Annotated in this window: 28 protein-coding genes and 1 pseudogene; 15 read left to right on the forward strand and 14 right to left on the reverse strand. The window is 64.9% G+C overall.

The window, feature by feature from the left end:
• Positions 1–32: 32 nt before the first annotated feature.
• The 3 genes from ACIA48_RS02160 to ACIA48_RS02170 all read left to right on the forward strand — a co-directional run bounded on the left by ACIA48_RS02160 (position 33) and on the right by ACIA48_RS02170 (position 2,538).
• A complete protein-coding gene (locus ACIA48_RS02160; RefSeq protein ID WP_396727174.1) occupies positions 33–638 on the forward strand; it encodes a class I SAM-dependent methyltransferase in 606 nt (201 codons plus the stop codon).
• A gap of 10 nt (positions 639–648) precedes the next feature.
• Entirely contained in the window at positions 649–1,545 is an 897-nt protein-coding gene (locus ACIA48_RS02165) for a DUF1295 domain-containing protein (protein WP_396727176.1), read from the forward strand.
• Between the two features lie 69 nt (positions 1,546–1,614).
• Complete coding sequence (locus tag ACIA48_RS02170; protein ID WP_396727178.1) at positions 1,615–2,538, forward strand: hypothetical protein; 924 nt, start codon at positions 1,615–1,617, stop codon at positions 2,536–2,538.
• 7 nt (positions 2,539–2,545) lie between these two features.
• On the opposite strand, the gene ACIA48_RS02175 is transcribed toward ACIA48_RS02170, so the two are convergent.
• On the reverse strand, positions 2,546–3,292 hold the full coding sequence (locus ACIA48_RS02175) for a DUF1906 domain-containing protein (RefSeq protein WP_396727180.1): 747 nt from the start codon (positions 3,290–3,292) through the stop codon (positions 2,546–2,548).
• Between the two features lie 394 nt (positions 3,293–3,686).
• Here ACIA48_RS02175 and ACIA48_RS02180 point away from each other — a divergent pair, with 394 nt between their 5' ends.
• Both ACIA48_RS02180 and ACIA48_RS02185 read left to right on the forward strand, forming a co-directional pair.
• The gene (locus ACIA48_RS02180; RefSeq protein ID WP_396727182.1) at positions 3,687–4,406 is read left to right on the forward strand and encodes an alpha/beta fold hydrolase; all 720 of its coding nucleotides are present in this window, start codon (positions 3,687–3,689) and stop codon (positions 4,404–4,406) included.
• 33 nt (positions 4,407–4,439) lie between these two features.
• Positions 4,440–5,837, forward strand: coding sequence for a wax ester/triacylglycerol synthase family O-acyltransferase (locus tag ACIA48_RS02185; protein ID WP_396727184.1), 1,398 nt, complete (start codon positions 4,440–4,442; stop codon positions 5,835–5,837).
• A gap of 38 nt (positions 5,838–5,875) precedes the next feature.
• On the opposite strand, the gene ACIA48_RS02190 is transcribed toward ACIA48_RS02185, so the two are convergent.
• The 3 genes from ACIA48_RS02190 to ACIA48_RS02200 all read right to left on the reverse strand — a co-directional run bounded on the left by ACIA48_RS02190 (position 5,876) and on the right by ACIA48_RS02200 (position 8,488).
• On the reverse strand, positions 5,876–6,472 hold the full coding sequence (locus tag ACIA48_RS02190) for a CIA30 family protein (RefSeq protein WP_396727186.1): 597 nt from the start codon (positions 6,470–6,472) through the stop codon (positions 5,876–5,878).
• A 2-nt stretch (positions 6,473–6,474) separates the two neighbouring features.
• Positions 6,475–6,939, reverse strand: a complete 465-nt coding sequence (locus ACIA48_RS02195) for a DUF4174 domain-containing protein (RefSeq protein WP_396727187.1) — start codon at positions 6,937–6,939, stop codon at positions 6,475–6,477.
• Positions 6,940–7,285: 346 nt separating this feature from the next.
• A complete protein-coding gene (locus ACIA48_RS02200; protein WP_396727189.1) occupies positions 7,286–8,488 on the reverse strand; it encodes a lycopene cyclase family protein in 1,203 nt (400 codons plus the stop codon).
• A 131-nt stretch (positions 8,489–8,619) separates the two neighbouring features.
• On the opposite strand from ACIA48_RS02200, the gene ACIA48_RS02205 reads away from it, so the two are divergent.
• From ACIA48_RS02205 to ACIA48_RS02215, 3 genes are all read left to right on the forward strand, one after another.
• On the forward strand, positions 8,620–9,726 hold the full coding sequence (locus ACIA48_RS02205) for a glycoside hydrolase (protein WP_396727191.1): 1,107 nt from the start codon (positions 8,620–8,622) through the stop codon (positions 9,724–9,726).
• A 108-nt stretch (positions 9,727–9,834) separates the two neighbouring features.
• Positions 9,835–10,971 carry a hypothetical protein gene (locus ACIA48_RS02210; RefSeq protein ID WP_396727193.1) on the forward strand — a complete coding sequence of 379 codons (1,137 nt, stop codon included), beginning with the start codon at positions 9,835–9,837 and terminating at the stop codon, positions 10,969–10,971.
• Between the two features lie 9 nt (positions 10,972–10,980).
• Positions 10,981–11,310: a hypothetical protein gene (locus ACIA48_RS02215; protein ID WP_396727195.1), complete on the forward strand. Its 330-nt coding sequence runs from the start codon at positions 10,981–10,983 to the stop codon at positions 11,308–11,310.
• On the opposite strand, the gene ACIA48_RS02220 is transcribed toward ACIA48_RS02215, so the two are convergent.
• Positions 11,307–11,699, reverse strand: coding sequence for a hypothetical protein (locus ACIA48_RS02220; RefSeq protein ID WP_396727197.1), 393 nt, complete (start codon positions 11,697–11,699; stop codon positions 11,307–11,309). The two genes, ACIA48_RS02215 and ACIA48_RS02220, sit on opposite strands and share 4 nt — an antisense overlap.
• A gap of 46 nt (positions 11,700–11,745) precedes the next feature.
• Complete coding sequence (locus ACIA48_RS02225) at positions 11,746–12,312, reverse strand: TetR/AcrR family transcriptional regulator (RefSeq protein WP_396728448.1); 567 nt, start codon at positions 12,310–12,312, stop codon at positions 11,746–11,748.
• A 119-nt stretch (positions 12,313–12,431) separates the two neighbouring features.
• Here ACIA48_RS02225 and ACIA48_RS02230 point away from each other — a divergent pair, with 119 nt between their 5' ends.
• Positions 12,432–13,382: an oxygenase MpaB family protein gene (locus ACIA48_RS02230; protein WP_396727199.1), complete on the forward strand. Its 951-nt coding sequence runs from the start codon at positions 12,432–12,434 to the stop codon at positions 13,380–13,382.
• A 7-nt stretch (positions 13,383–13,389) separates the two neighbouring features.
• Here the strand turns inward: ACIA48_RS02230 and ACIA48_RS02235 are convergent, their stop codons facing one another.
• A complete protein-coding gene (locus ACIA48_RS02235) occupies positions 13,390–14,109 on the reverse strand; it encodes an NADPH-dependent F420 reductase (protein WP_396727201.1) in 720 nt (239 codons plus the stop codon).
• 104 nt (positions 14,110–14,213) lie between these two features.
• Between ACIA48_RS02235 and ACIA48_RS02240 the strand changes: the two genes are divergently transcribed.
• The gene (locus ACIA48_RS02240; protein WP_396727203.1) at positions 14,214–15,650 is read left to right on the forward strand and encodes a short-chain fatty acid transporter; all 1,437 of its coding nucleotides are present in this window, start codon (positions 14,214–14,216) and stop codon (positions 15,648–15,650) included.
• On the opposite strand, the gene ACIA48_RS02245 is transcribed toward ACIA48_RS02240, so the two are convergent.
• On the reverse strand, positions 15,651–16,793 hold the full coding sequence (locus ACIA48_RS02245; protein WP_396727205.1) for a hypothetical protein: 1,143 nt from the start codon (positions 16,791–16,793) through the stop codon (positions 15,651–15,653).
• Between the two features lie 172 nt (positions 16,794–16,965).
• Here ACIA48_RS02245 and ACIA48_RS02250 point away from each other — a divergent pair, with 172 nt between their 5' ends.
• On the forward strand, positions 16,966–18,129 hold the full coding sequence (locus ACIA48_RS02250) for an MFS transporter (RefSeq protein ID WP_396728450.1): 1,164 nt from the start codon (positions 16,966–16,968) through the stop codon (positions 18,127–18,129).
• 28 nt (positions 18,130–18,157) lie between these two features.
• On the opposite strand, the gene ACIA48_RS02255 is transcribed toward ACIA48_RS02250, so the two are convergent.
• Together ACIA48_RS02255 and ACIA48_RS02260 are read right to left on the reverse strand one after the other, a co-directional pair.
• Positions 18,158–18,781, reverse strand: coding sequence for a TIGR03085 family metal-binding protein (locus ACIA48_RS02255; protein WP_396727207.1), 624 nt, complete (start codon positions 18,779–18,781; stop codon positions 18,158–18,160).
• 16 nt (positions 18,782–18,797) lie between these two features.
• Complete coding sequence (locus ACIA48_RS02260; RefSeq protein ID WP_396728452.1) at positions 18,798–19,244, reverse strand: SRPBCC family protein; 447 nt, start codon at positions 19,242–19,244, stop codon at positions 18,798–18,800.
• 37 nt (positions 19,245–19,281) lie between these two features.
• On the opposite strand from ACIA48_RS02260, the gene ACIA48_RS02265 reads away from it, so the two are divergent.
• From ACIA48_RS02265 to ACIA48_RS02275, 3 genes are all read left to right on the forward strand, one after another.
• On the forward strand, positions 19,282–19,920 hold the full coding sequence (locus ACIA48_RS02265) for a TetR/AcrR family transcriptional regulator (RefSeq protein WP_396727209.1): 639 nt from the start codon (positions 19,282–19,284) through the stop codon (positions 19,918–19,920).
• A 48-nt stretch (positions 19,921–19,968) separates the two neighbouring features.
• A complete protein-coding gene (locus ACIA48_RS02270) occupies positions 19,969–20,175 on the forward strand; it encodes a zinc-ribbon domain-containing protein (protein WP_396727211.1) in 207 nt (68 codons plus the stop codon).
• A gap of 100 nt (positions 20,176–20,275) precedes the next feature.
• Positions 20,276–21,412: a 1,4-beta-xylanase gene (locus tag ACIA48_RS02275; RefSeq protein ID WP_396727213.1), complete on the forward strand. Its 1,137-nt coding sequence runs from the start codon at positions 20,276–20,278 to the stop codon at positions 21,410–21,412.
• A 3-nt stretch (positions 21,413–21,415) separates the two neighbouring features.
• Here the strand turns inward: ACIA48_RS02275 and ACIA48_RS02280 are convergent, their stop codons facing one another.
• Together ACIA48_RS02280 and ACIA48_RS02285 are read right to left on the reverse strand one after the other, a co-directional pair.
• Positions 21,416–21,781, reverse strand: coding sequence for a nuclear transport factor 2 family protein (locus ACIA48_RS02280; protein ID WP_396727215.1), 366 nt, complete (start codon positions 21,779–21,781; stop codon positions 21,416–21,418).
• A complete protein-coding gene (locus ACIA48_RS02285) occupies positions 21,768–22,472 on the reverse strand; it encodes an SDR family NAD(P)-dependent oxidoreductase (protein ID WP_396727217.1) in 705 nt (234 codons plus the stop codon). The genes ACIA48_RS02280 and ACIA48_RS02285 overlap by 14 nt, the downstream gene beginning before the upstream one ends.
• Before the next feature lie 115 nt (positions 22,473–22,587).
• Here ACIA48_RS02285 and ACIA48_RS02290 point away from each other — a divergent pair, with 115 nt between their 5' ends.
• The gene (locus tag ACIA48_RS02290; RefSeq protein WP_396727219.1) at positions 22,588–23,520 is read left to right on the forward strand and encodes a LysR family transcriptional regulator; all 933 of its coding nucleotides are present in this window, start codon (positions 22,588–22,590) and stop codon (positions 23,518–23,520) included.
• Between the two features lie 42 nt (positions 23,521–23,562).
• Here ACIA48_RS02290 and ACIA48_RS02295 read toward each other — a convergent pair.
• Positions 23,563–24,585: pseudogene (locus tag ACIA48_RS02295) on the reverse strand (YbfB/YjiJ family MFS transporter); the annotation flags it as partial.
• Positions 24,586–24,656: 71 nt separating this feature from the next.
• The gene (locus tag ACIA48_RS02300) at positions 24,657–25,148 is read right to left on the reverse strand and encodes a MarR family winged helix-turn-helix transcriptional regulator (protein WP_396727221.1); all 492 of its coding nucleotides are present in this window, start codon (positions 25,146–25,148) and stop codon (positions 24,657–24,659) included.
• Positions 25,149–25,236 lie beyond the last annotated feature (88 nt).

Consider the following 25,236-nt stretch of genomic DNA (forward strand, 5'->3'; position numbering starts at 1 on the left):
CGAATGCTCGGCTCGAGAGAGGACCTGAACGCGTGAGCTCGCCGACATTGCACTGGTCGCAGATTCACGGCTGGTTTGGCTGGCGAGATCTACAGGAGGAGGCCGCCGCGACCTTCGCCGAGGGCAGCACGTTCGTCGAGGTCGGCTGCTACCTCGGCCGCAGTCTGTGTTCATTGGCAGAGGTGGTGAGCGAGTCGAATCGCGAATTCACCGTGGTCGGAGTCGATTATTGCCAGGGAAGCGGACGCGAGGGCACCGCGGACAAGGACTCTCATGCCGCCGCTGTCGCCGATGGCGGCGGAACCCTCGCCGGCCAGCTGCACCGCAACGTCATCGCCTGCGGCTACGCCGACCGCGTACACCTCTTGGTCAGCCCATCACCGGCCGCCGCCACGCTTTTCGCAGACGGGTCTCTGGCTTGGGTACACCTCGATGCTCGGCACGAGTACGAGAGTGTGCTCGCCGACATCGACGGCTGGCTCCCGAAGGTGGCACCGGGTGGTTGGCTCTCTGGGGATGACTACGAAGAGCACTGGTGGCCGGGTGTGGTTGCGGCAGTGCGAGATCGCTTGCCCGACGCCCAGGAGTGTTCCACTCGACAGTGGCGCTGGGTGAAGCCGCGCCGCAGCCAAGACTAAGCTCGCTGCGGTGAACACCCGGCGCTTGTCCAAAGCGCGATCGCTGACGATCGTCGCCGTCGCCTACGTCATCGCGATCGGAGCCGGCGCGGCATGGTTGGTCGCGGGACCTGCCACCGGCAAGGCCTGGTTGGATGCCTTTATCGCTGATGTGCTCGCAACCGGCGTGATCTTCGTGTTCAGTCGGGCGTTCAAAAATTCCAGCTTCTACGATGCCTATTGGAGCGTGGTACCGCCGCTGTTGCTGCTCTACTGGTGGCTCGTCGCCACCAACCCCGACACCCTGCGGTCGGTGCTGATCGCAATCGTCATTGTGTTGTGGGCGATTCGACTTACCGGTAACTGGATCTACGCCTTTCCCGGTCTGCACCATGAGGATTGGCGCTACCCGAAGTTCAAGTCAAGTGCGGGTCGCTGGGAGTTCTTCGCCGACCTGTTCGCCATTCATCTCATCCCCACGTTCCAGGTTTTCCTGGGCATGATCCCGGTCTACGTCGCAGTGACCCGTCCGGGACAGGGCCTCCCGTGGCTGGCCTGGACGGCCTTCGTGGTGGGCATCGCGGCGGTCGCGATCGAGTTCGTCGCGGACCTGCAAATGCACCGATTTGTGGCGGCTGCCCGGCCCGGCGAGGTAATGGACCGCGGATTGTGGAGCTGGTCCCGGCATCCGAACTATTTCGGGGAGTTCAGCTTCTGGCTGTCGCTGGCCCTCTTCGGCATCGCCGCTGCGCCCGCGGACTGGTGGTGGCTCGGCATCGGCGCGATCGCAATGCTCGCCATGTTCCTCGGTGCAAGCATCCCCATGATGGAGGAGCGAAGCATAGAGCGGCGACCGAATTACGCCGAGGTGGTCAACCGGATACCGCGTTTCGTGCCGCGGCCGCCCCGCGCACCTGGGAAGTCCTAGTTCAGGCTGGAGCACAGCGATGAGGAAGCTCGCGGATTCTTCTAGCGCAGAGCGGCATTAGGAGAGCAAGTGTTCGACTACCTACTGGCGTTGAACCAGGTCCAAGGAGCCATCCTCAAGGTTCCGGTGAACGGAGACGATCCAGTCTCGGTGTTGCTTTCCGGACTCGGGCACATGCCCGATGGCATCGTCGTGGACCCGCATCACCGGAATATCTACTGGACCAACATGGGCGCGCCGACGGTGGCGGACGCCAACGCTCCGCTCACCGAAGAGAATTTGGACTTCTACGGAAAAGACGGGTCGCTCGAACGTGCCGCCATCGACGGCACACAGCGCACTTACCTACTCCCGCCGGGAAGTTTCGTCACGGGCAAGCAACTCGCCGGCGCATGGTCATCGGGCCGTCTGTACTGGAGCGACCGGGAAGGAGCCTCGATCCGCAGCGTGCGACTCGATGGCTCCGACCAGCGTGACGAAGTGGTCGTCGCGACCAACGACGCCGACTGTCGACTGCCCGCCAATCAGTGCGTCGGCATCGCTGTCGACGAACACAACGGGCTGCTCTACTGGACGCAGAAGGGAGCCCCGAAAGGTGGCGAAGGACGAATCCTGCGTACTTCCTTGACAATTCCCGACGGTCAGACGGCAGCCGACCGCGATATCGAAGTGCTCTGGTCGGGCTTACCTGAACCCGTCGACGTGGAGTTGGACCGAGTGGACGGTGTCATCTTCTGGACCGATCGTGGAGCAGCGCCTGCGGGAAACACTCTCAATCGCGCCACCGTCCCCGGCCTGGGTGAAGGTGGAGGCGAAATCACCATCCTGGCAGGGGGATTCGGAGAAGCGATCGGCCTGGCGGTGGATAAGGACGCGGGCGTCGCCTACGTCAGCGACCTGGAGGGCCGCATCCGCGCGGTCGAACTGGACGGGAGCGGTCACCGGATCGTGATCGCGACCGACGGGAATCTCACCGGCATCGCCGGAGTCTGAACCCGCCTCATGGATGCAGATTCCACTGGCCACAATCTTGGGCCAGAACGTCATTGACATCGACCTCGTATCCGCCGACCAACGGACCGGGATTCGACGCGGTGGCCACCACGCGCTGGTAGAGAACTGCGTTGGGGTGGATGCGATTTCCGGACCAGGCTCGGGTCTGCCACGCCCACACGCGTCCGGGCGTGCGGGAATTGCCGATCACACCATCGACCGCGGCCCAGTGGCATACCTCAATACCGGCGTAGATGCCGGTCCGTTGCACGCCGAGCACCTTATTGATGCCCCGAAACCATTGCAGCGCAACGCTAGTCCACGTGTCCCGGCTGATGTCCTCGTCGATCGAGAAGAAAATCGGGGCGCTGCGGCCGCCACCGGCCGCGGTGTGTAGCTGCCAGGCGGTCCGCGCGTCGGCAACACCACCGGCGAACCCGCGGGTGAAGTCAGATGGTGCGGAGCCGCCGGGCTTTCCGTATTGGTAATTGCTGACGATCACCAGCCCAGCTTTGACCAGCGATTCCGCATAGCGCCGCGTGATCGGCTTTGCTCCGAAGTTCGTGCCGGGACGTGACAGCGATACGTAATTCACCACTCCGGCGTATCCCGCGGCGCGGATGTGGTGCGCGGGGATTTGGTGCGCGGCGAAGTCGATCAGTCGAGGAGCAGCGGCCGCTGCTGTAGGACTTCCGGTATTCGCCGCGGCCGCACCCAACCCGACTACCACCGACGCAGCGGCCGCATAGCGCAATGCGTCGCGCCGGGAAGCCGGGCGCGATAGCCAAGGATCAGAGTCTTCACTGAGTGCTACAGGGCAGGATGTTAACGATGGGACTGGGGTTAACTGTGTAGCCGCGCCGAGCGGCCCGCGGCCACCGGCGCGCTGTCCGCAAACCGACGTTTGCACCCGATGAACTCGTTTGTCATCTCCGCAGTGTTTGAATGGAGACATCGATGGTTTCCGGCCTCTCCGAGGTCTCCCGCTCCCGCGGCTGCCGAAGCTGCCCGCGCTAGCACCAGTCGGCCAGATTCCGGAAGGAAAGGTCCTCGATCTGCCCAACCGCGGCAGCACGTACGTCTATGACTCGGGCCCCTCGGACGGCCCGACGTACCTCCTGCTGCACTCGCTGGCTTGCACGGGGCTCATGACGTGGTATCCCGCTCTGGACGTTGTGCGTGAGTTCGGCCGCGTTGTGGTTTTCGACCAGCGGTGCCACGGGCAAGGCATCTCGTCGCCTCGCGTTCTGCTCGAGGACTGTGCTGATGATGTTGCGGCAATCGCCGATGCCTTGAACATCCCGAGTTTCGTGCCGGTCGGCTACTCCATGGGGTCGCTCATCGCGCAACTGGTGTGGAAACGGCATCGCGAACGGGTTGACGGCCTCGTGCTGTGCGCTGCTGCGGCAGCCGTTGGCCGCGCTCGCTACGAACGCTTGGCGACTGGCATCTTCGCCTCGGTGATCGAAACTGTCGGCCCCGCGCCCCGCCGCTGCGAGCCCTCCGCGGCTGCGACGAGTGGTTTGTTCCCTGACCACCAGTGGGTGTTGGGTCAGTTCCGCGCCACATCACTCGGGGGCATCATCCGCTCCATCGCGGAGGTCATCCGATTTGATTCGACGACGTGGGTCGGCGAGATCGACGTGCCCACATCGGTTCTGGTGACGGCGAAGGATCGAGCATTCGGTGTCAAGCGTCAGAAGTGGCTGGCAGATCACATTCCTGACGCCGAGATGGTGACAGTCGAGGCTGGCCACGCGGGATGCACCCTGCAGCCGGCCGCCTTCGTGCCGGGACTTCGACTGGCGATCGAATCGGTACATCGTCGACTCCCATCGACGCCCGTTGCGAAACGCTCGGCCAAGTAGCGGACACGCCGGCGGGCGCGGGGAGGATCGGCGGTGAAGCGACTCAGCGGGTGGGATCTACTGCTGCTGAGCAGCGAGACGCCGAACGTGCATCAGCACACCTTGAAGGTGGCTGTTGTTGACACCACGGGCTTCCAAGGTGAGGCGACCTTCGACGCTTTCCGCGAAGTCTTCCGCGCCGGTCTGCATGTTCTGGAGCCGTTGCGCTACCAGTTGGTGAAAACCCCCTGGCGTCTGCATCGCCCGATCTGGCGGGAGGACGCGGAACTCGACCTCGACTATCACCTGCAGAGAGTGAGGGTGCCCGCGCCCGGCGACCGACGCCAACTCGACGCTGTGATCAGCACCATCGCCAGCGAACCACTCGACCGCAGCCGCCCACTGTGGCAGTTCTATTACGCCGAAGGCTTGGCAGATCAGCGCGTCGCAGTGATCGGCAAGGTGCATCACGTCCTCGCCGATGGCGTCGCTTCGGCCAATCTAATGGCCCGGGTGATGGAAGGGCTCGGCACCGGACCAGTGGAGACCCGCGCCACCTCGACCGCGTCCCCACCGACGTCTGCCGAAGTCGTGCGATTCGCGGTGCGGGATCACTTCGCCCGCCTGCGGTCGCTACCCTCCGCGGTACGGGCAGGAGTGATTGGCGGCTATCGGCTGCAACGTCGGGCCAGGCAGCGTGATCGGCATCCGCAACTGGCCGTCAAGTTCAAGCCGCCACCCACGTTCTTCAATCACAAACTTTCTGCCACAAGGGTTTTCGTAAGCACCGCCGTGCCCCTCGGCGACGTTGAAGCCCTCAGCAAGAGGCTGGAAGTCACGATCAACGATCTGGTGTTGACGACGGCGGCCGGCGCCTTGAGACGCGTACTGCTCGACCATGGCGAACCCGCCGATGAGCCGCTGATCGCATCGGTCCCCACGGCCACCGACACGTCGCCGGACAGGATCAGCGGCAACGCGTTGGCCACCATGCTGGTCTCGCTACCGGTTCAGGCCGAGGATCCGATGGAGCGGCTGCGGCTCATCCGCACTTCCACACACATCGCGAAGGAGGACCACCAACTACTCGGCCCGACTCTGGTGAGTCAGTGGCTGGAGTTCGTGCCGCCGGCCGTCACCCGGGCCACGTTTCGCTGGATGTCACGACGCGAGGCCCCCAATAAGCTGTTCAATCTCATCGTGTCCAACGTCCGTGGCCCCCGCGCGAGCCTCAACGCCGCCGGTGCCGTGGTGACCGAGTTCTACTCGGTAGGACCGCTAGCAGCCGGTGCAGCGCTCAATATGACCGTATGGAGTTATGTCGATCAGTTGAGTGTGGCGGTGCTGGCCGACGCCAACATATTTCGCGATGGGCACGAACTCACTAACGCGTTCCGCGATGCGTTCACCGAACTGCTCAAAGCGGCTGGCCTCCTGAGCCCAGGTGTTTGACCAATTACTGGCGTTGAATCAACCTGGACGAGAGCGCCTCAGGTTGTGGCGCTGATCTCGTTGAGGGTGAGTTCGAACGGGCCCTGCTGTTTGTCGAGGATGTAGACCGCTACCTCGCTGATGCGTGACGGGTCCATCGTTGGCGGCGCATCAGGTGCCGGGTCGAGGCGCATGCCCACCGGCTCGAAGTTCTCAACAGGTAGCTCGTAACTCCGTGTCACCCCGGCCTCGGTGGCGAATCGCTGAATGTAGGACCACGGCTGACCCGCAGCCCTCACCTTCAATAGGTACGTCTTGCCGTCGCCGAGGGCGCGCACGCCTATCGAGGTCGCGCCTGTTGCTCGTCGTCCGATATCGGCGTCCTGCGGGCCGCGGGCCGAGGCGAAACCGCCGTTGTTCTCCAGTGAAATATTGCCGGAGAACACGAGTCCACCATTGCCGAAGTCGATTCTGGCCGTTGACTTGCCGCCCATGACGGGATCGTTGACCGTCGTCCAGCCGGCGACTTCGCTGGGATCGGCGAGTTTGACGAGAACGACGTTGGGCTCTTCAGACCCCGCAGTCCCGGCGACTCCGCAGGCCACAATCATCAGCGCCGCGCACACGGACGGGATGCCCACCAGTCGGTGCTTCACCGTCAACACCGGCTCGGACCGCTGCTGGCCTCGCGGTTGCGCATGGGCATACCGTCGATCACGGAGTAGATCGCTCCAAGGTCTGGGACCTCGTCAACTCGCAGCTTCTCGCCGCCGTCTTTCCCAATCAGCAACACTGTGAACGCGTTCTCCGCGATCGCGAACCGCTTCATCAGTCGCTGTGACTCGTCGGCGTCGATGGCCTGACCATCGAGCGTGCTGGTGCCCTCGGTCACCACCACGCCGATCACCACGTCGCGGTCGACGATTTCGCACTGACTCGCCTCTATCCGGTCCACGGTCCCGACGAGCCGGGGATCGCTCTCGCTCGGTGCGAACAGCAGCAATGGCCGACTTTTCCAGAGGTAGTCACCGAGTTCTGTCGCGACAGCAGGAGCGGATGCAAGGGTGCTGCCCGCAAGTAGAACGATGAGGACGAACACCAATCGTCCGATGCCACGCTTCACGAGCGCAGTATTTCCAGACTTCGCCCACTTCAAGCGCGGTTCGGGCAACGGACGGCCGTGTGAGGCATGTCATATGCGGCGCGGTTTGGCCACGCGCGTCGCAGGGCATCTAAGCAGCGATTCATGCCGTGCATGATTCGTCGTCCGGGTCCGAAGGAGAGCGCAGTGATCGATCGTGTGCTCGTCTCCGTTGCCCGAATGAACAGCGTCTGCCAGTGCGGCTGCCCCGGCGGCGACCACAAACGGTCCGGTTGCACGTTGTGCGGATGCCCCCAGTTCAGCCGGTGGGCCGTGGACGGCGACCCGGTGGGCACCTCCGTCGCATAACTAGGACGGCGTCGGTAGTTCAGTCCACGTCGTTGGTCCTCAGCGGTCGGCGCACCGCCGACGCGACGAGATGGCGACGCAGCCCCCAGTCGGACAGCCGGAAAAGTCGACTCATCGCCGACGCCGTGCCGGGGATGTCTTCACGCGCAGTGAGATACGTCCACCGGTGCTCTTCGGGAAGGGTGAAGAACCGCTCGAAGAAATTGGGCACTTCGCTGGGCGGCATGCTCAGGAGCGCCTCCAACCCAATACGGCGGAAGCGGTGAATCGCCTTTGCCGACGGCGACCACACGGTCCTGTGCGCCGCCTCCAGCGCCCGGTCGGGGTCGGGCAGGTGTGCGGCGATCGCGCTGGCCACCTGCGGCGCGAGGCGAAACGACGCGGCCAGACTGTATCCGGTGGCCGGGTGGATGAGCGGTGCGGCCGCGCCGAAACCCAACACGCCGGCACCGTCGTGGCGCGGATCGTCGACTCTGAACGAAACCTTCTCATCCTGAATATTTTTCGGGATGGCGACGCCACGGCGTTCGAGCCGGGCATGCAATCTCCGCCGCAGGGTCGCCAGCGAAAGCCCGGGCCGCCGTGCCAACGAGGTCTCTTCCACTAACACCTTGCCCTCGCCCAGTGGAATCACGTAGAGAAACGTGGGCCAACCGGTATCTCCATGGTCGGAGCGCCAATCCATGAACAAGGCCGCACGCGGGTCGACCATCGACGCCACCGCGTCCTCGTCGAGCACCAGTCCGTACGCCGTCTGCTCGGCCGGGATGCGGCGCCTCTTGGCGGCGGTGAGTGGCCGCCATCGTCCGGCCGCGTCGACAACGACGGACGCCCGGATGCATGAGCCGTCGGCCAGGGCAACCACTCCGCGCTCCGGCGATCCCACGGCTCGCCCGACCCGAATCTCCACCCCGGTCAGCCGATCGCTGAGGTGGGAGTGCAGAGCGGGAACGTCCAAGACGGCGTACTCCCAGCCCAGTTCGTGGTCGGTCACCGCGATCGCGCGTCCGGCGGCACGCGCCGCGACGACCGACGCGGGTAGAGCGGCGGGCAGTTCGCGGCTCCACATGCCGTAGGTCGCCATCCACGGCCGCTGTGGAGCCGGGTCGAGCAACCCCGTTGCCAACCCGGCGCTGCGGCACGCGCCGGCCAAAGCCATTCCGGCCGGTCCAGCGCCGACCACCAAAACGTCCATCCGTTCCATCGTGCCGGTTGACCGCATGCTAAGAGTCCTCGCTTCACGACCACCGATCGAATTGACGGACGAGTGGACATCGGCGGCGCCAGTTCATACCCTGTCCGAGACGTGTGTGTAGCCGGGGGGGCTTGCAACGAAGGATCGTGTCAGTCCGAATGAGCCGAGTGCCCAACTCTCTTCGGCGAACGGTGGGCGGATTCGCGGCTGCGGTCGTGGTGCTCACGATGGCGATAGCCGGAGACGTGAAAGCCGACCCGGAGTCCGACGCGATGGACAAGCTCAATGAGCTGTCGCGCCAGGCGGTGCAGAGCCGCGAAGGCGTCACGTCCGCGCAGCGCGATCTCGAGGACAAACTGGCTGTCCAGACCGCTGCCGAAGAACGTCATCGCGCCGACCTGGCAGCCCTCGACGCCGCGAACTCCCAGCTAGCCTCCCGCCAAGCCGCCGCCGACAACATCGCGGCGATGACCTATGTCAGCGGACGCACCGGTCAAATGGCGGCGCTCCTGACCGCTAGCTCTCCGCAACAGCTGATCGACCAGCTCTCCCTACAGCAGGGGATCGCCGCGGAGGCGGGCGCTCAGTTGAAGGCCTTCCATGCAGCGCGCGAGCAAGCCGTCGCCGCTGCCAAGGCCTCAGAAGCCTCGGCCGCTGAGGCCCGCGCCGCAGCCGAGAAATCTGCCGAGGTGCGCTCAGGCCTGCAGTCGAGCTCGACCGACCTGCAGCGTCGGATCGCCGCTGCGGAGGCGCAGTATGCGGCGTTGACTCCCGCTCAACAGGCGGTGGTCGACAACGCTCCGCCGCCGCCCGCGGCCGTGCCCCCTCCGGCAGACCCCATGCTCAACGCGATGCCCGCGCCTCCTCCCGCGGCCGCTGCCCCGCTCCCTGCCGCCATTCCCGATAACCCGGATGCGCTACCCGTCGGTGTCGCATATGAGGCCGGGCTACAGCCCAACACCATCCTGGCCGCCCGCGCCGTCAGTCAACGGTTCCCCCAGATCGCCGAGATCGGCGGTGTCCGGCCGGACTCGAAGCCGTGGCATCCGAGCGGCCTGGCGATCGACATCATGATTCCGAACGCCGAAAGCCCCGAGGGCATCGCGCTAGGCGACGAGATCATGGCGTTTGCGATGGCCAACGCGGCCCGGTTCGGGCTGCAGGACGTGATCTGGCGCGGCACGTATTACACGCCGTCCGGTCCAGCAGGATCGGGTTACGGGCACTTCGACCACGTGCACATCACCACTACGCCACGCCGCTAGCCTCCTGGGCTCTGGGCGCTTCTTCCCTCACGCCACCTTTTGTTGGGATCGGTAGACCACCGACGGCTGTTTACTCACGACAAGGGAACGGACTAGGGGAGGTTCGAGATGGACTCCAACTACAGAGCCGAAGCACCGCGTCAGTTCGTGGCACAGCCACCTTTCTGGGGTTCCAAGGTCGCGTCCATCACGACGCCCGCGTGGCAGAACAATCCCGCCAAGGCATACCTCTTCATGATTGTCGGAGTCTTCGCCTTCACGGGGGTGCTCTGGGCTCTCTTCTTCGGTATGCAGTCGCTAACCCGGGACGGTTCCGAGTGGCTTCAGCGAGTCTCGGCGTACGGCCTGCAATTCGGACTGTTGCTCCTCCTGTTCGGGGGCGTCTATGGCTGGACGCGGTGGTCTCGACGCCGAAAGATCGTCATTTCCGCCACGAGCGACGGCCTGTCGGTCACCACCCGACCGGGCGATGTCTATCCGTTCGTCGACGCAAAGCTCGGGACCTGGGGCATCACGGGTGGCGCGACGATGGGTACGGCGCTGCATTTGCACTGCGGTTCAAAGCGATTCGTGCTCGGCGGACGCGATCGTCGCGTCAGCGCCGGAACCCGGCTTGACGCGCCGGACGCAGGCTACGGGTTGCCGATCGACGTCGACGCGTCATTGTCGTCTGATGACTTCGATCAGCTGTTGGCCATCGTCAGCAGCCGGAGCGGGTTGGATACCCGCCGACCAGGTGCTGACGAACCGACCCGCTGCCTGTTGTTCACGAACTCCCTGAAACTCCAAGAGATCGGCTCGTTTTCGCTCCGCAAGCAGCGGGAGTTCACGCGAAAGCTGGGGCGCCCTCAGGTGGCCATCGACATAGGTGCGAACTCGATTCGGGTGATCGACCCGAACACTCAATCGCTTCTTGCTTCGGTTTCACCTCGACAGGTCAGCGCACAACCGGTGGTATTCCGCCCGGTGCAGAGGAGCCATTGGATCCCCAGTCTCACCCACGCGATGAGCGATGCTGCAACCAACTACTGGTCCACGTCGCCTGGTATGCGGATTGCAATACCCGGTATGACGCCGCTGACTATCGGATGCCGTGACACTGCAATGGGTTTGGACTTTCGCTTCGCGTGGCCGGATGGCGTGCCTACCGAACAAGCGAGGGCCGACTACGAGGTCTCGGGGACGGATTGGCTGACTCTTGTCGAGACGTTCGGGCTGTCGTCGCATCTGCAAGCACGAGGATAGGAACCGCTCATGAACGCACTCAAGCGCGGAAGCGCAGTACTGACAACGACTCTCGCAACCCTGGCCGGATTGGTGTTCATCGCGGCCCCGGCCTATGCGGCGCCGCCGTCGGAACCACGCACCTGGTGCCCCGGGGATGATCCAGGCGGCGGACCGGGCGGCCCGTTCAATTCACCGGGGCCGCCGAACTGGGACTGGAATATCTGCCACACCTTCTACATCGTCAACTGGGGCCAGGGCAACGTAGGGCCGATGATCTGGGACGGACCGAATCCGCCGCCGGACAATCGCGGTCCCGTTGGCCCGTGCTCGCTTCTCGATACGAGAGGCTGCAACTAGCCCAGCCTCGGCCCCGGAACCCCCGGAGGGCACGGCCCTGGAAGGAACAAACTCCAGCACCAGCCCGGTGGTAGCGGAGGCGGAGGGGCGCCCACACCCTGGCCCGGCGGCGGGCCTGGCGGATTCGGTCCATCCCAGATGTTTTGCGCGACGTTGCCCTGCCCGTGGTAGACGAACCAATACTCGTGGCAGATGCTTTCGTCCCAGCGCACCGGATTGACCCGCTTGTTTCCGGTTTCCACCGGCGGATCTCCTGGACACCAGGTGTACGGACCGCCCGGAGGGGTCTGCGCCCGTGCGGTACCGACGGACACACCCATGCCGGTTGCAGCCAGACCGGCGGACATCAGCGCTCCTGCGATGATCCGCTTTCGGTTGTGAGTCATCATGTGAGTTCACCAGGGCGCGGCAGCTTCTGATTCCAAAACTGCAAGATCAGTCGCGGCCGCCGGCCAGCAGCCCCGAGGACGCGAACTTGAGCCCGGCGCGCAGCTCGTCCAGGTTGATCGGATCGTCGGACTCGATGTAGCGCAGGGTCGTCGCCACTGCCATATTGAAGAACAACCACGCCAACGCCTTTGGGCTCAGCTCGTCGCGGTATTGATCGCGGTAGTGGTTCATGTGCAACGTCGACATCGCGACCAGCGTCGCGTTCAGACCCGAGATGTTCTCGAAGGTGCGCACATGTTCCGGGCGTTCCGCCAGATAGCGGATGAGGCTGCGGTTGGCGATCGTCAGGTCGATGAGGAAATCGATGGACGCCGCCATCGCCTCGGCGGGCGCAGCCAGCGTGACATCTCGCAGCCGCTCCTCGACAGCTGACGCCTGTTGGGCGGCGATGTGTTCGACCGCGGCGTCGAGGATCTCGTCCTTGTCGGCGAAATACTGATAAATCGACCCCTTGCTGATGCCGGCGCGGTCGGCGATCAGATTGGTGGTCACCTGAGCGGGATCGGTCTTGCGCAACAGGGCGGCCGTCGTCTCGACAATTTTTGCGACCATCTCTCGGGAGCGCTGCTGCTGAGGCAGCTTGCGGCGTGCTGAACTGCGCTTATCCATGATCACGAATGTCCTCTAACGCGACTTGAATGCGACCCGTCGGTCATATTAGCGTTCCGCCCATGACCGCGACTTCGGACGTCGAAGCCTTCACGCCCGCCGACGACGACGAGCCCGTCGAGCTCGTACCCCTGGATTCCCTGACCGCCGAGCACACCGGGCGCTGGACCTTCCTGATCTTCGAAGGGGCGGCGTTCATGATGCAGGCGATGCATCCCGTCATCGCCGAAGTCACGGGACGCTATTCCGCCGCGTTCCAAGGCGATTCGGGCGGGCGGGCGATCCGCTCCATCGACTCGGTCCTGCGCTGGACGTACGGTGGGACGGAGGCCGTCGCCGAAGGCAACCGGGTCCGCGCCATGCACCGACCCATGACGATGAAGAGCGAACAGAGCGGTAAGCAGATCAGCGCGCTCAATCCTGAGGCCTACCAGTGGGTGATCTGCACCGGATACATCGTCAACGTTCACGGCGCTCGCCTGTTGGTAGGCCGGGATTTCTCCGATGCCGAGAAGGCGGAACTCCTGCGCGACAACCGTCGGCTGGCTCGCCTGCTGCACGTGCCGATGCGCGACTACCCGACGACTGATCACGAGATGACCGAATATTTCGAGTCGATGATCGACAAGCTGGAGGCCACTCCGCAGGCGCTGAAACTCATCGACGATTTGGTCGCCGGCCGGGCGGAGCTGCCGCCTTCGACACCGAAGGTGCTCTACCCGATGATCAATGCGCTGCTGCGTCCCGCGCTGCGCTTCAACTACCTGTCGGTTGTTGGTCTGCTCGATCCTCGGCTCCGCGACATGCTCGGCGTGAGTTGGAGCGCAAAGGAGCAACGCCAACTCAACCGTCTCTACAAGGCAATTCGCGTCGCGTACCGCGTGCTACCGGACCGGCTGACATACTTCCCGCTCGCCTATCACGCGCGCAAGCACCACGAGTGCCTGGAGAAAATGAAAGAGCGCCAGAAGAAGTCCTACGCCTATCGGGTCCCGGGGGCCGTCGCTCCCTGATCTGTGGTCACGCCGTACGCGCGCGCCATTCAGACGTTCGCTCGGGCGTGGCCTCGGCAAGCGCCTTGCGAGTGTTCTCTGCGTCGAAGTCCTTGCCGTACACCGGGGTTCCGGGCTGCTGGCGCCATGACTCCGAAATCGGACCGGAATCGACAGGCTCGAAACCGAGTTGGTCGACGACGTCGTGGACCAGCTCACGGCCCACTCCGTCCTCGCCGGCAACCGGGAGTGCGATGCGGTTCGGCGTGCCGCTCGGCGTCCCCTTCTCCAGCAGGTGCTTCCACCAGATCCCGTTGAACACCTTGTACACCGGTGCGCCGATCTGCTCCGCGACCCACGCGCTCTCGACCTGACCGTCCTCGATCCCGGCGATCTCACCATCCCGCTGCTGTGGGTAGTAGTTGTTGGTCTCGATCACGGGGGCGCCCGGCTTGCGGGCATCAACGATCCCGTCGGCAAGGTCGGGGACGTTCTTCTGCGGAATGCTCACGACGACGAGATCGGCATCGGCGGCTGCGTCCTTCGCCCATACCGCCGTCGCGCCGGTTTCTTTAGCGAGGTCTGCAAGCGTCTCGGGGGAACGAGAGTTCGACACCAGCACTTCGTGCCCGAGTTGACGAAACCGACGTGTCAGCGTGCCGCCGATTTGACCTGCCCCGATGATTCCGATTTTCATGCAGCGCCTCCGCGTGGTGTGGTCTCGTACTCCCGAGCCAACGTCGCGCATACGGGCGCTATTCCGTGCCGTCGCCAGTGCGCCTGCACCGGCCGGCACTGGTTCGCTGAAACCGGGTATGCGGCGCCGCGTGCGGAGAAGAGGGGACCGACCAAATGACTTCTACCACCGAGGAATATCGCTCTGAAAAGGGCCTGGCGCGTGTTGCGCAGGCGCTGGCCGGTTGGACAGAGAGGTGGTTTCCGGATGCGTATGTCTTCGCTCTGGCGGGGGTCGTCATCGTCGCCGTCGCTGCGTTGGCCAACGGTTCCTCTCCGCAGACCGTCGTCGATGCGTTTGGCGACGGCTTCTGGGATCTGGCCACCTTCACGCTGCAGATGGCCATGGTGGTGCTGACCGGATACGTCGTCGCCACCAGCCCGCCGGTGGCCAAACTGATCGATCGCCTCGCCACCATGCCCAACACGGCAAAGAGTGCGGTGAGTTTCGTTGCGTTCCTTTCCATGTCGGTCTCCTTCTTGAACTGGGGGCTCAGCCTGGTTTTCGGTGGTCTGCTGGCCCGGGCGATCGCCCGCCGGACCGATTTGCGGGTGGACTATCGCGCCCTCGGCGCCGCGGCCTTCATGGGGCTGGGCGCTGTGTGGGCGCTTGGCATGTCATCTTCGGCCGCGCAGCTACAGGCAACGGCCGGCTCTCTTCCTCCGGAGCTACTGAAAATCACCGGGGTTCTCGACTTCGGCACCACGATCTTCACCTGGCAGTCCCTCTTGATGTGCGCGATCATCATGGCACTCACCGTGGTGATCGCTCATTTCTCCGCACCCAGCGGCGCCGCCGTTACCACCGCCGAGGATCTGCACGTCGACTTGGACGACCAGAGCGAAGAGGTGCCGCCACGCGCTCGGCCCGGTGAGTGGCTCGAGTACAGCCGCGGCCTGCCGGCGCTGGTGGGTCTGATGACGTTGGGATGGTTGGTTTCTCAGCTGTTCAGCAAGCCGGTCCTGACCGTTGTCAGCAGCCTCAACGGATACCTTCTGGTCTTCCTGATCCTGGGGCCCGTGCTGCATGGAACGCCCCGCAGATTCCTGCAGGCAGTCGCGAAAGCCGTACCGGCCACGGGCGGCATCCTCGTCCAATTCCCGCTGTACGCCGCGATGGCGGCGATCCTCACCAAGGCGGAAGGCAGAGGCGGCAAGACGGTTTCGGATGTGCTGGCGGAAGTGTTCACGAGCGTCGGCGGAGGTGGCTTCGCCGTCGTCATCGCTCTCTACACCGTCGTGTTGGGGCTCTTCGTCCCGTCCGGCGGCGGCAAGTGGCTCGTCGAAGCCCCGTACGTCATGCAGTCAGCCACGGACGTCCAGATGAACCTGGGCTGGACGGTTCAGATCTACAACGTGGCCGAAGCGCTACCGAACCTGATCAACCCGTTCTTCATGTTGCCGTTGCTCGCGGTGCTGGGACTGCGGGCGCGCGATCTGATCGGATTTACATTCCTGCAGTTCGTGTTTCACTTACCGGCAGTCCTGGTGTTGGTGTGGTTGCTCGGTATGACTTTCGACTTCGTTCCACCCGTGGTGCCCGCCACACCGTGATCACGACCAGGCGGCGACCACGGTCGAAAACAGCACAGTGAACACCACCGCCACCACGATCAGGTAGACCCCATAGAGCCGGCGCAACCAGGGATGGAGCAGGTACGACAGTCCCCAGACGACCAACGCCACCGTCGAGATGCGCAGTCCGCGCTCCAGCAGGGTCCAGCCCGCGAGGCTGCCGAGCCCTATGCCGTGCTCGCCGGCGGCGCGGGCGTACACCTTGACGGGAATGCCCGACAGCGCCTGGTTCATCATTGCGCTGGGCCCTGCGGCGAGCTGCTCGAAGGCTGTCTGCGCCATCCGGGGAGTCGTCAGCGGTGCGGGTAGCGTCATCCCGCGCGACGCCAGCCAGGCGGTGAACACCACGCCGAGCACCGAGCCGGGAATCAGGAACGCTGCCCACGGCATCACCTTGCGCGGCACCGCGGCCGGCATCAGGATGAGGGCCATCTCCGCCACGATGAACCAGCTGATTGCCTCGGCGAAGCCCCACAAGAACGCGATCAGCATGCTGTAGGGACCGGCGATCAAGCCGGCGACCCATGTCCACACCCGCGACTGGCGTACCCGCACCGGATGCTCGTCGCGTAATGCGCGCACTTTGCGCTGCAGCGCGTCGGCGTCGGTGGCCGCGGGGTCCACCGGATCGCCAAACCGGACCTCCTTTGGCGGAGGGGACAAGCGTTGCGTCGCGTCACCGACGACGAGTGCCACCGGGACGACGGGCACTCCGCAGTCTCGCGCCAACGCGAGTGCGGCGTCGGTCGCTCGGCCGTCGTCGGGCAGCACCACGACGGTCCGGCCCGCGGCCAGTGCGAGCTCCGAATCCGCCGGATCGAACGCCGGTCGTGCTCGTACCGGCAAGGCTGCCGACAACATGGCAGTCGACGCGCGTGGGAGGCGGTTCGCCAACAACACCGCACCAGTGGGCGATGACCAGTCGCCAGTCACGGTCAAACCGCCCGACAGTGAGCACTGGGTCCGCCCGAATTGGCGGACCGCGTAGCCGAGGACGTCCATGCCCGCCACCATGCGAACGATAGCGCCATGCGCCTGACCGCACAGGAAGGTTGCGCCGAAGGCAGCGTTGAGCACAATGCGCACAAGCCGCTCAACGATGACTGCGTGACTAGTGCGCACAAGCGCGCAACCGTGCGTCGAGCTCCGTAACTTCGAAATGACAGCGCCGCCGGCGACTTCGGAGAACGGATACACCTTGATGACAACGTCGTTGCAACACAGGCCTTTTCCAAGCGAGAGGACGGCGGTCGAGGTCCGTGGGGAGTGGAGCGCGTCCGCTGCGCGGCGGATCATCGGGGTCCTGATGCTCGTCGCTCCGCTCGAACAGGTTGCCTTCGATCTCTATACGCCCGCGATGCCCAAGATCGTCGCGCACTTCGCGGCGTCGAGCACTCTGGTGCAGAACACTGTCACCGCTTACGTGTTGGGAATGGCGCTGGTGGTGTTGCCCGTCGGACTGATCGCCGACGCAATCGGGCGTAAACGTGTGCTGTTGACGGGGCTGGGTTTGATGACGCTGACGAGCATCGGCTGTGCACTGTCGGAAAGCCTGCCGATGATGATCGGGCTGCGCTTCGTACAAGGGCTCGGCGCGGGAACGTGCTTGTTGTTGGCAGCGACCATCGCGGCGGACTGCTTCCGTGGCGCAAGGCTCGTCTCGGTTCTGGGTCTGCTCGGCGCGGCGTGGGGGGCAGCTCCCGTTATCGCGCCGGCCGTTGGCGGTTTCATCACGCAGTTCGCGTCATGGCGCGTCGTCTTCGTCGTGCTGGCTGTTTTGACCGCAATGGTCGCGTTCCTGGTCGCGGTGGTGTTGCCGGAAACGTTGCATCACGATCGCCGATCGCCAGTCAATCTGCGAGTCGCGGCGGGCGTTCTGGGCGAAGCGATACGCAACCGGTCCTTTGTGGCCTTCGCGATGATGTTCGGTGTGGTGGCGGCGGCTCAGGCGGTGTTCGGCGTCGTCGGGCCTTTCCTCTATCAGTCAGGGCTCGGGTACTCCTCTGCCACATACGGTTTCATCGCCATCGGGGTGGGCGCCGCCAACTTCCTCGGCGCCGCGGCATGCGGATCCCTGGCTCAGCGGACCACCACGCAGCGGTTGCTCATCGGAGCATCCGCAATTCTCGCGCTGGGAGGTGTGGTCATGTTGGCCTCCGCGCAGTCCGCGGGGCTTTCTGCGTTGGCCATCACGGGCGGCGCAGCGCTCGCCTTGCTCAGCATCGGCGTCCTCGACCCGCTGACCAAGGGGCTCGCGATGGGCGTGTTCTCCCGCAACGTCGGCCTTGTCACGGGATTGATCAGCACGTTCTGCTACGCGTCGATCGCCATCGCGACCGCGCTGATGGCGTGGCTGCCAGAGCAGTCACAGGCGCCCCTCGGCTGGTTCTACGTCGCGGCCGCGGTCGCGCTGATGGCGACGCTGATGGCGACGGTGGGCCTGAAGAATCGGCAATGACCCGCGGCATCACCACGGAGGGCGAAGTTCAGAACCGGCGCTCGGCTTGTCGCACGGCGTCGATATCGTTCGCATCTCCGGCGAAATCGACGCGTATTTCGTTGCGGCCGAACGCGAATAGCAGCAACTCGCCCGGGGCGCCGGTGACCGTCACCTCAGGGCCCGCCCCGAATCGCGCGAGCACAGCGCCGTCCTGGGCGCGGAATACGACCCGCGCGGGCACGCCAGGAATGAGGGTAGGCGCGAAGTATGTGGCCAGACGCCGGAGCGCACCGGTGGCACGCTCATCGAGTACTCGGGGCGTCCACCCCGGCGCGGCGCGTCGTACATCTTCGTGATGCACGAACATCTCGTGGATGTTGGCGACTCGGTTGAGCCACCGCAGCGGCGAATACATCGGCGGGCCAGCCGCCAGTTGATCGACCATCTGGGGCCAGTCGAGGCCGGTGGTGATCTGCCGTTCGATTCGAAGCCGTCGCTCGGCGAAGCGCGGTACGCCTATCCCCAAGAGGGCGTCGGGTCGCCGTTCGCGGGCGAGGAGGTGCGCGGCGAGCTCTCGAGTCGTCCAGCCCGGGCACAGTGTCGGGGCGTCGGGGCCAGCCGCGCGCAAGGTCCGCACCAGAGCAGCGCGTTCGTCATTGGCGACCGACATCGTCCGACCTTAACCGTCAGCCTTCGCGGCGCTCGGCTGCCTTCGCGAGGTTCTTCGCAAACGTGCCGAAAAGCGAGCGCAGCATCAGCCGGTACGCGACACCGGCAACGTACGACGACGAGTTGTAGCGGCCCGTCCACTCGATGCGAGTTCCGTTGGGCCCCTCCTGGAACGACACCTCGGCGTTGTAGTCGCGAATGACTCCACCGCCCAGCAGCGTGTAACCGTGGCGCTTGCCGGGTTCGTGGATGGTGGTCATCTCCCGGGTCGGTCGCTGCTTGGCTCCGACCGCGCGAATCGCACCGACGCCGCCGTCATCCTGCGGCCCGCGCGTCTCCCACGCGGAGTACCTGATGAGCGGGTGCGCCCATTCCGACCACCGCGACCCGTCAGAGACGATGTCGAACAGGGTCGTCGCCGATGCCCGGCTCTCGCGGGTCACGGTGTAGCTGAACGAACGCATTGTCACGCGGCCGACTATAACGGAACAGTGTTCTAATATGTCAACCACCATGACGGAAGCGCCGTTCGAGCGGGCTCGCAGTGTCGCGCAACGAGATAGTCGTGTCTCGCGCGTGATCGCCGCTACCTATGAACTGTTGGCGCAGTCGCCGGCGCGAACCATCACCCTGGGCCAGATCGGATCGGCCGCCGGGCTCGCGAAGTCGGGCGTCCTCCGCTACGCGGGTTCGCTCGAGGCACTCCTGCTGCGGGTCATGTACGAGGAACACCTGGCATGGACCAAATCGCTGAGTGAGGTTCTGGCGTCGCGAGTCGCGTGGACGCCGGACACCCTCGCGACGGCGCTCGCCCGGTCACTCGCCGAGCGACCCATCTTGTGCGACCTGATCTGCACATCGCCGGTGCTGATGGGCAAGGCGGGAGCCGACGACCGAGTCGTTGTCCGTGAGCAGGGGAGCGATATTCAAGTGCGCCTCGGCGCGTGCCTCGCCCCGGTGCTCCCGCTGACCGATCACGAACTGAGCATGCTCACTGCTGCGCTGCACGCGTTCACCGGCACGGCGTGGGCATGGTCGGCACCGCACGACGAAGGCATCCCGGTCATCGATGATTTCGAAACGACGCTGGGCGCGTTGATCGGGACATACATCCGCGGCATCCCCGGCCACGAGCCCTAGCCGCTGCAGCTGAAGTGGGCCGACGCGGACCGTCCCTACGCTGGTGTCGTGTTGTTCTTCATCTTCGGATTCGGGACGAAGCAGAAGCCCATCGGTGCGGGGGCGGTCCGAACGTGTCCACGCTGCCACAACACCACGCAATGGACGTGGATGCGGGAGTTCAGACAGTTCACGTTCTTCTTCATTCCCGTCGCGCGATGGAAGCGTCGGCAGTTCGAAGTGTGCGGCATCTGCGGCACTGCGGTAGCCGCCTGAGATGCCGGTGGACAGCGTTCGATAACGATTTGAAACCTGTTGCGTTGCAACCTGAGCCACGACAGCAAACAAATCGACGCCTGACACTATAGTCATCTGAGTGCACCGGCGAACGGCTCTCAAGCTCCCGTTGTACCTGGCAGCAGCCGCGGCGCTGGCCAAGATTCCTGTCGCTTCCGCTGCGGCGAGTCGATGGCCGGCTGATCGCGCGAACGCCTGGTACGCGCAGCAAGGCTGGCTGCTTGGCGCGAACTACGTGACCTCCAACGCCGTGAACCAGATCGAGATGTTCCAGGGTGGTACCTACGATCCGCACCGCATCGCCGGTGAACTCAGCGTCGCCAAGCGGATCGGAATGAACACCATGCGGGTGTTCCTGCACGATCAGTTGTGGGCGACCGATCGGGCGGGGTTCAGTAGCCGGCTCTCGCAGTTCGTCACCATCGCGGCGAGCCACAACATCAAACCGCTCTTCGTGTTGTTCGACTCGTGCTGGGATCCGCTGCCGAAGGCGGGTCGTCAACGCGCACCCATCAGGGGAGTGCACAACTCGGGTTGGGTGCAGGGCCCGGGCGCGCACCGTCTGCAGGACCCGGCATACACCCGCGTGCTGCAGAGCTATGTCACCGGCGTCGTGGGCATGTTCGCGAACGATCCTCGCGTGCTCGGCTGGGACGTCTGGAACGAACCGGACAATCCGTCGAAGGATTACAGCACGGTCGAACACCAGGACAAGATGGAGTTGGTCGCCGCATTCCTACCGCATGTCTTCCAGTGGGTGCGCGCCGTCAAGCCGATTCAACCGCTGACGAGCGGCGTGTGGCAGGGCCACTGGAGGGACGCGGGCAGCCGCAGCAAGATCGCGAGCCTGCAGCTCGAGCACTCCGACATCATCAGTTTTCACAGTTACGCCGAGCCTGCCGAATTCGACGCCCGCATCGATGAACTCACCCCGCTCGGACGTCCGATCATCTGCACCGAATATCTGGCGCGGAACTTGGGCAGCACGGTCGAAGGGATTCTGCCGATTGCCAAGCGACGCAACGTCGGCGCCTATAACTGGGGATTCGTCGCCGGGCGGACGCAGACGTACCTGCCGTGGGACTCCTGGCAGGAGCCCTACACCGAGCTCCCGGCGACATGGTTCAGCGATCTGATCCACCCCGACGGACGAGCCCACGACGACAACGAGATTCGCTTTATTCAAAAGCTCGCCGGAGTGGCCCGCCCCGCCTGACGGTCACGCCGGCACCGGGCTCGCCTGATACGACGCGATCCGCCAGTCCTTGCTCGTGCGGGTCACGACGACGCCGATGTGAAGTTTGACGGGATCCCGGTCGCGATAGCTGAACTCCGCATCCAGGTACCCGAGCGCCACATCTGAGGTGAGTCGCCGAGACTCCAGAATCCGATACTCGACCGTCATCCCCTGCGGCTGGGCATCGTAATAGTCGTAAACCCCCTGCGGCCCAACGCTATACGGGCGTAACCCCTGGAAGATCGCCTGATCGGCGAACACCTCGGCCACCAGCGCCGGATCGTGTGCGTCGATCCCGTTCTTCCACTGGTCCAGCACCGGCCGCAGGATCTGCTCAGTGCCCAGCACTTTGACCACCGTCCACATGCAGGATCTCGCCGGTGACGAACCCTGCTTGCTCGAGGTACAGCACCGCGTCGACGGCGTCGTCGACGTCGCCGAGTCGCCCCATCGGATTCAGCGTGGCAAGGGCCTCGTGGGTGGAGGGGTCGTGCATCGGTGTGCTGATCACTCCGAGAGCCACTGCGTTGGCCCGAATCCCGCGGCCGGCGTACTCCACGGCCAATGCCTTGGTCGCGGCGTTGAGTCCGCCCTTGGTCAGCGAGGCGAGCGCCGAGGGCGCCTTCGAGTTGGCCTGATCGACCAAGCTGGTGGAGATGTTGACGATGTGGCCGCCCGCTTTCATCACCGCCAACGCGGAACGGGTCAGCTCGAAGAAGCCACGCTGGTTCACGCCGGTGATGGCGTCGTAGTCGGCGTCGGTGTATTCGGTGAACGGCTTGGCGATGAAGATGCCGGCGTTGTTGACCACCGTGTCGACGCGACCGAACTGCTGCATCGCGGCATCGATCACTTGCTGCCCGACGCCCGGCTGGGAGATGTCACCGGCGACCGTGAGCACCATCGGGTCGTCGCTTTCGCCGATGTTTCGGGAGTTGGCGACGACGGCGTAGCCCAGCTTGCGGTAACCCTGTACCAATCCGGCGCCGATGCCTTGGGACGCGCCGGTGATGATGGCGACTCGTGTTGAAGTGTTCATGTCCGTTCCCTTCCTCTCTGTGTCTCTGGCTCAACGTGTCCAGCGGGGTGGCAATGCCGGGTGGACGGAACGAATCGACTCCCTGCTGAGAGGCTGGGACTACTAGTCTGAGCCGATGGAGCTGCGGCAGTTGCGCTACTTCGTAGCCGTAGCCGAGGAATTGAACTTTGGCCGCGCCGCTCAGCGTCTCCGTATCGCCGGTCCCTCGCTGTCCCAGCAGATCAAGGCGCTGGAAAAGGACCTCAAGGTGACCCTGTTCGACAGGGATCGACGCTCCGTGGTGCTCACCCCGGCGGGGACCGCGTTGCTGCCGGACGCACGCGCACTGCTCACCGCGGCGGATGAATTGCGCAGGCGGGCAGCCGGTCTCGGAGTGTCAGAGCCAGTCCGCGTCGGGTACGTGAATTGGTGTCCGACCGACTGGGTGCAGCGAGCGGCAGGGATCGCCGAGCTACGCGTGGATACCTGGGTGATGCCGTCTCACGCGCAGGCCGCGCGGGTGTCCGAAGGCAGCCTCGATCTCGCGATCTGCTGGGTGCAGAACAGCGATCTCGTGTCGCTGTCGCTACGGGCCCGGCTGCTGGGAGTGGACCGGCTCTACGCGCTCGCCGCTGGTGCGGACGAATCACCCGTCGAGGCAAGCGACACCGTCGTGCTGGTCGACGCCGACGCAGCCAGCTGGTCGTCGTGGAATCGATACGGTGAGCAGTTCGCCGCTGCCACCGGCGCCCGGATCATGCGGACAGAAGACGGCGGCGTCACCGGTCCGACGTTCTTCGAGCACGTGCGTGGGTTGGGGCGTCCCGTCCTGAACAATCCGAAAGGTCAGGACGCGGCCCTGCCCAGAGGTCTGGTGCGTCGGGCGATCGTCAATCCGGCTCCGCTGTGGACGTGGTCGCTAGTGTGGCGGCGCAGTGAAGACAACCCCGCGGTGCACGCCCTGATCGACGAACTTACCCGGGGTGTCGGAGATTTCGGACTCGGTGACGACTCGATCTGGTTGCCCGCCGACGATCCGCATCAGGCCCGCGACCAGGGCCGCGCCTAATACCACCACCGCGGCCACCAGCAAGGCCGGCCGGTAGCCGTCGTGCAGCAGTGGGCTCACCACCGTCGGCCCGACGATCTGGCCGATCGAGTAGCCGGCGGTCAGCAATGCCACCGCCCGCGGATACCGAAGCAGACGTCCGGCCGCCAGGGACAGCGTGCTGACGCCGATGAACGTGCCGCCGAAGAGCACGGCGCCGACGAGCGCCGCGGCCACTCCGCCGAAGAAGGCCGCCGCGGCGATTCCCGCCGCCTGCACGCACAACGCGATCACGAGCAGTCCCGGATGCGACCATCGAGCGCTCAGTGCGGCCCATAGCGCCGCCGACGGGACGGTGGCCAGGCCGACGACCAACCAGGTTCCGCCGCCGAGCCAGTGGGGAGCGTCCTGCGCGACGGCGGCGACGAGGAACGTGCCGGCGATGATGTATCCGACCCCTTCGAGGGTGTAGCTCGTCGCGAGCAGTGTGAAGGCCCGATGGGGCGGGCGGCGGCTGCTCGGGGAACTGCCCGCGGTTTCGGCGTTCACGGCTGGGTGCATCGTCCAGGCGAAGACGGTCAGCACCGCGGCCACGGCGGCCGAGGTCCACCACGCCAGCCGCCACTGGTCGCTGGCCAGCACCAGGACCGCGGATAGCGCGATGCCGCCACCAACCCCGCCGAGCCCCCAGCCGACGAAATGGGCCGGGCGCCCGCGTAAATGTTCCAGCAGGAGGTTGACCGCGATCACGAAGACCAGCGCGCTGGTCATTCCGGCCAGTGCGCGCAGCGAGGCCCACTGGATTGTGTTGGTGGCCAAAGGCATTGCCGCCAGGCTGCCGACGAGCAATGCCAGCGAAACGCGACAGACGACGACGGAGTGAGCGAGTCGCGGCCAGACGGTTCCTGCCAACGCGCCGCCGAGATAGCCGGCGTAGTTGGCTGTCGCCAGGGTGGCCGCGGTGTGCGCGGTGATACCTGCCTGCGTCGTCATCAGCGGCAGGATCGGGGTGTATACGAACCTCCCGATGCCCATGGCCGCAGCCAGAGCTGCGGCGCCACGTGCGACATGTCTGTGGTGCTGCATCCGCCTATAGTCGGTTGCCGCGAACGTAGCTCGCCAGGACCGGGGTGCTTTCAGCTGGGAGGCTTGGCCTTTCAGGCTTCGGGGGCGCGTTTCCGCGGAGCTGCCGAACGGGGTGGCCGGTCACGCATGTGGTCACGAACGCGGCCCATGATGTCACCGAGGGCGTGCACGTCCTGATCCGAAAGCGCGCCGTACAGCAGGTCGCGTACCACCTGGATGTGACCGGGAAGGACTTTGGCGACGCGGGCGCGGCCCGCCTTGGTGATGTCGACGACCGTGGCGCGCTTGTCATCAGTGCTGGCTTTGCGGGTGATCAGCCCGGCGTTCTCCAACAGACCGGCCTGATGGGTCAGGCCGCTGCGACTGTAGACCACACCGTCGGCCAGCTCGGTCATGGTGAGCGGCCGCTTGGCGTCAACCAGTTTGGCCAAGATCTCGAACTGCACGTAGCTGATGCTGCCCTCGGTTTCCAACTGTTCCCGCACCGCGTACTGCAGCAGGCTGGCCGCCTCGGTCAGGGCGAAGTAGGTACGCATTTGCGCAGGCTTGAGGCTTTTTGCCACGAAGCCATCGTAGCGGGAATTACTTCGACATCGAAACAAGTTACACGTGTCGTAACTGCTTCGACATCGAAGCAAATAACTGAAGGAG

The organism is Mycobacterium sp. NPDC051804 (assembly GCF_044452905.1).
In the GTDB taxonomy this organism is placed as follows: Bacteria; Actinomycetota; Actinomycetes; order Mycobacteriales; family Mycobacteriaceae; genus Mycobacterium.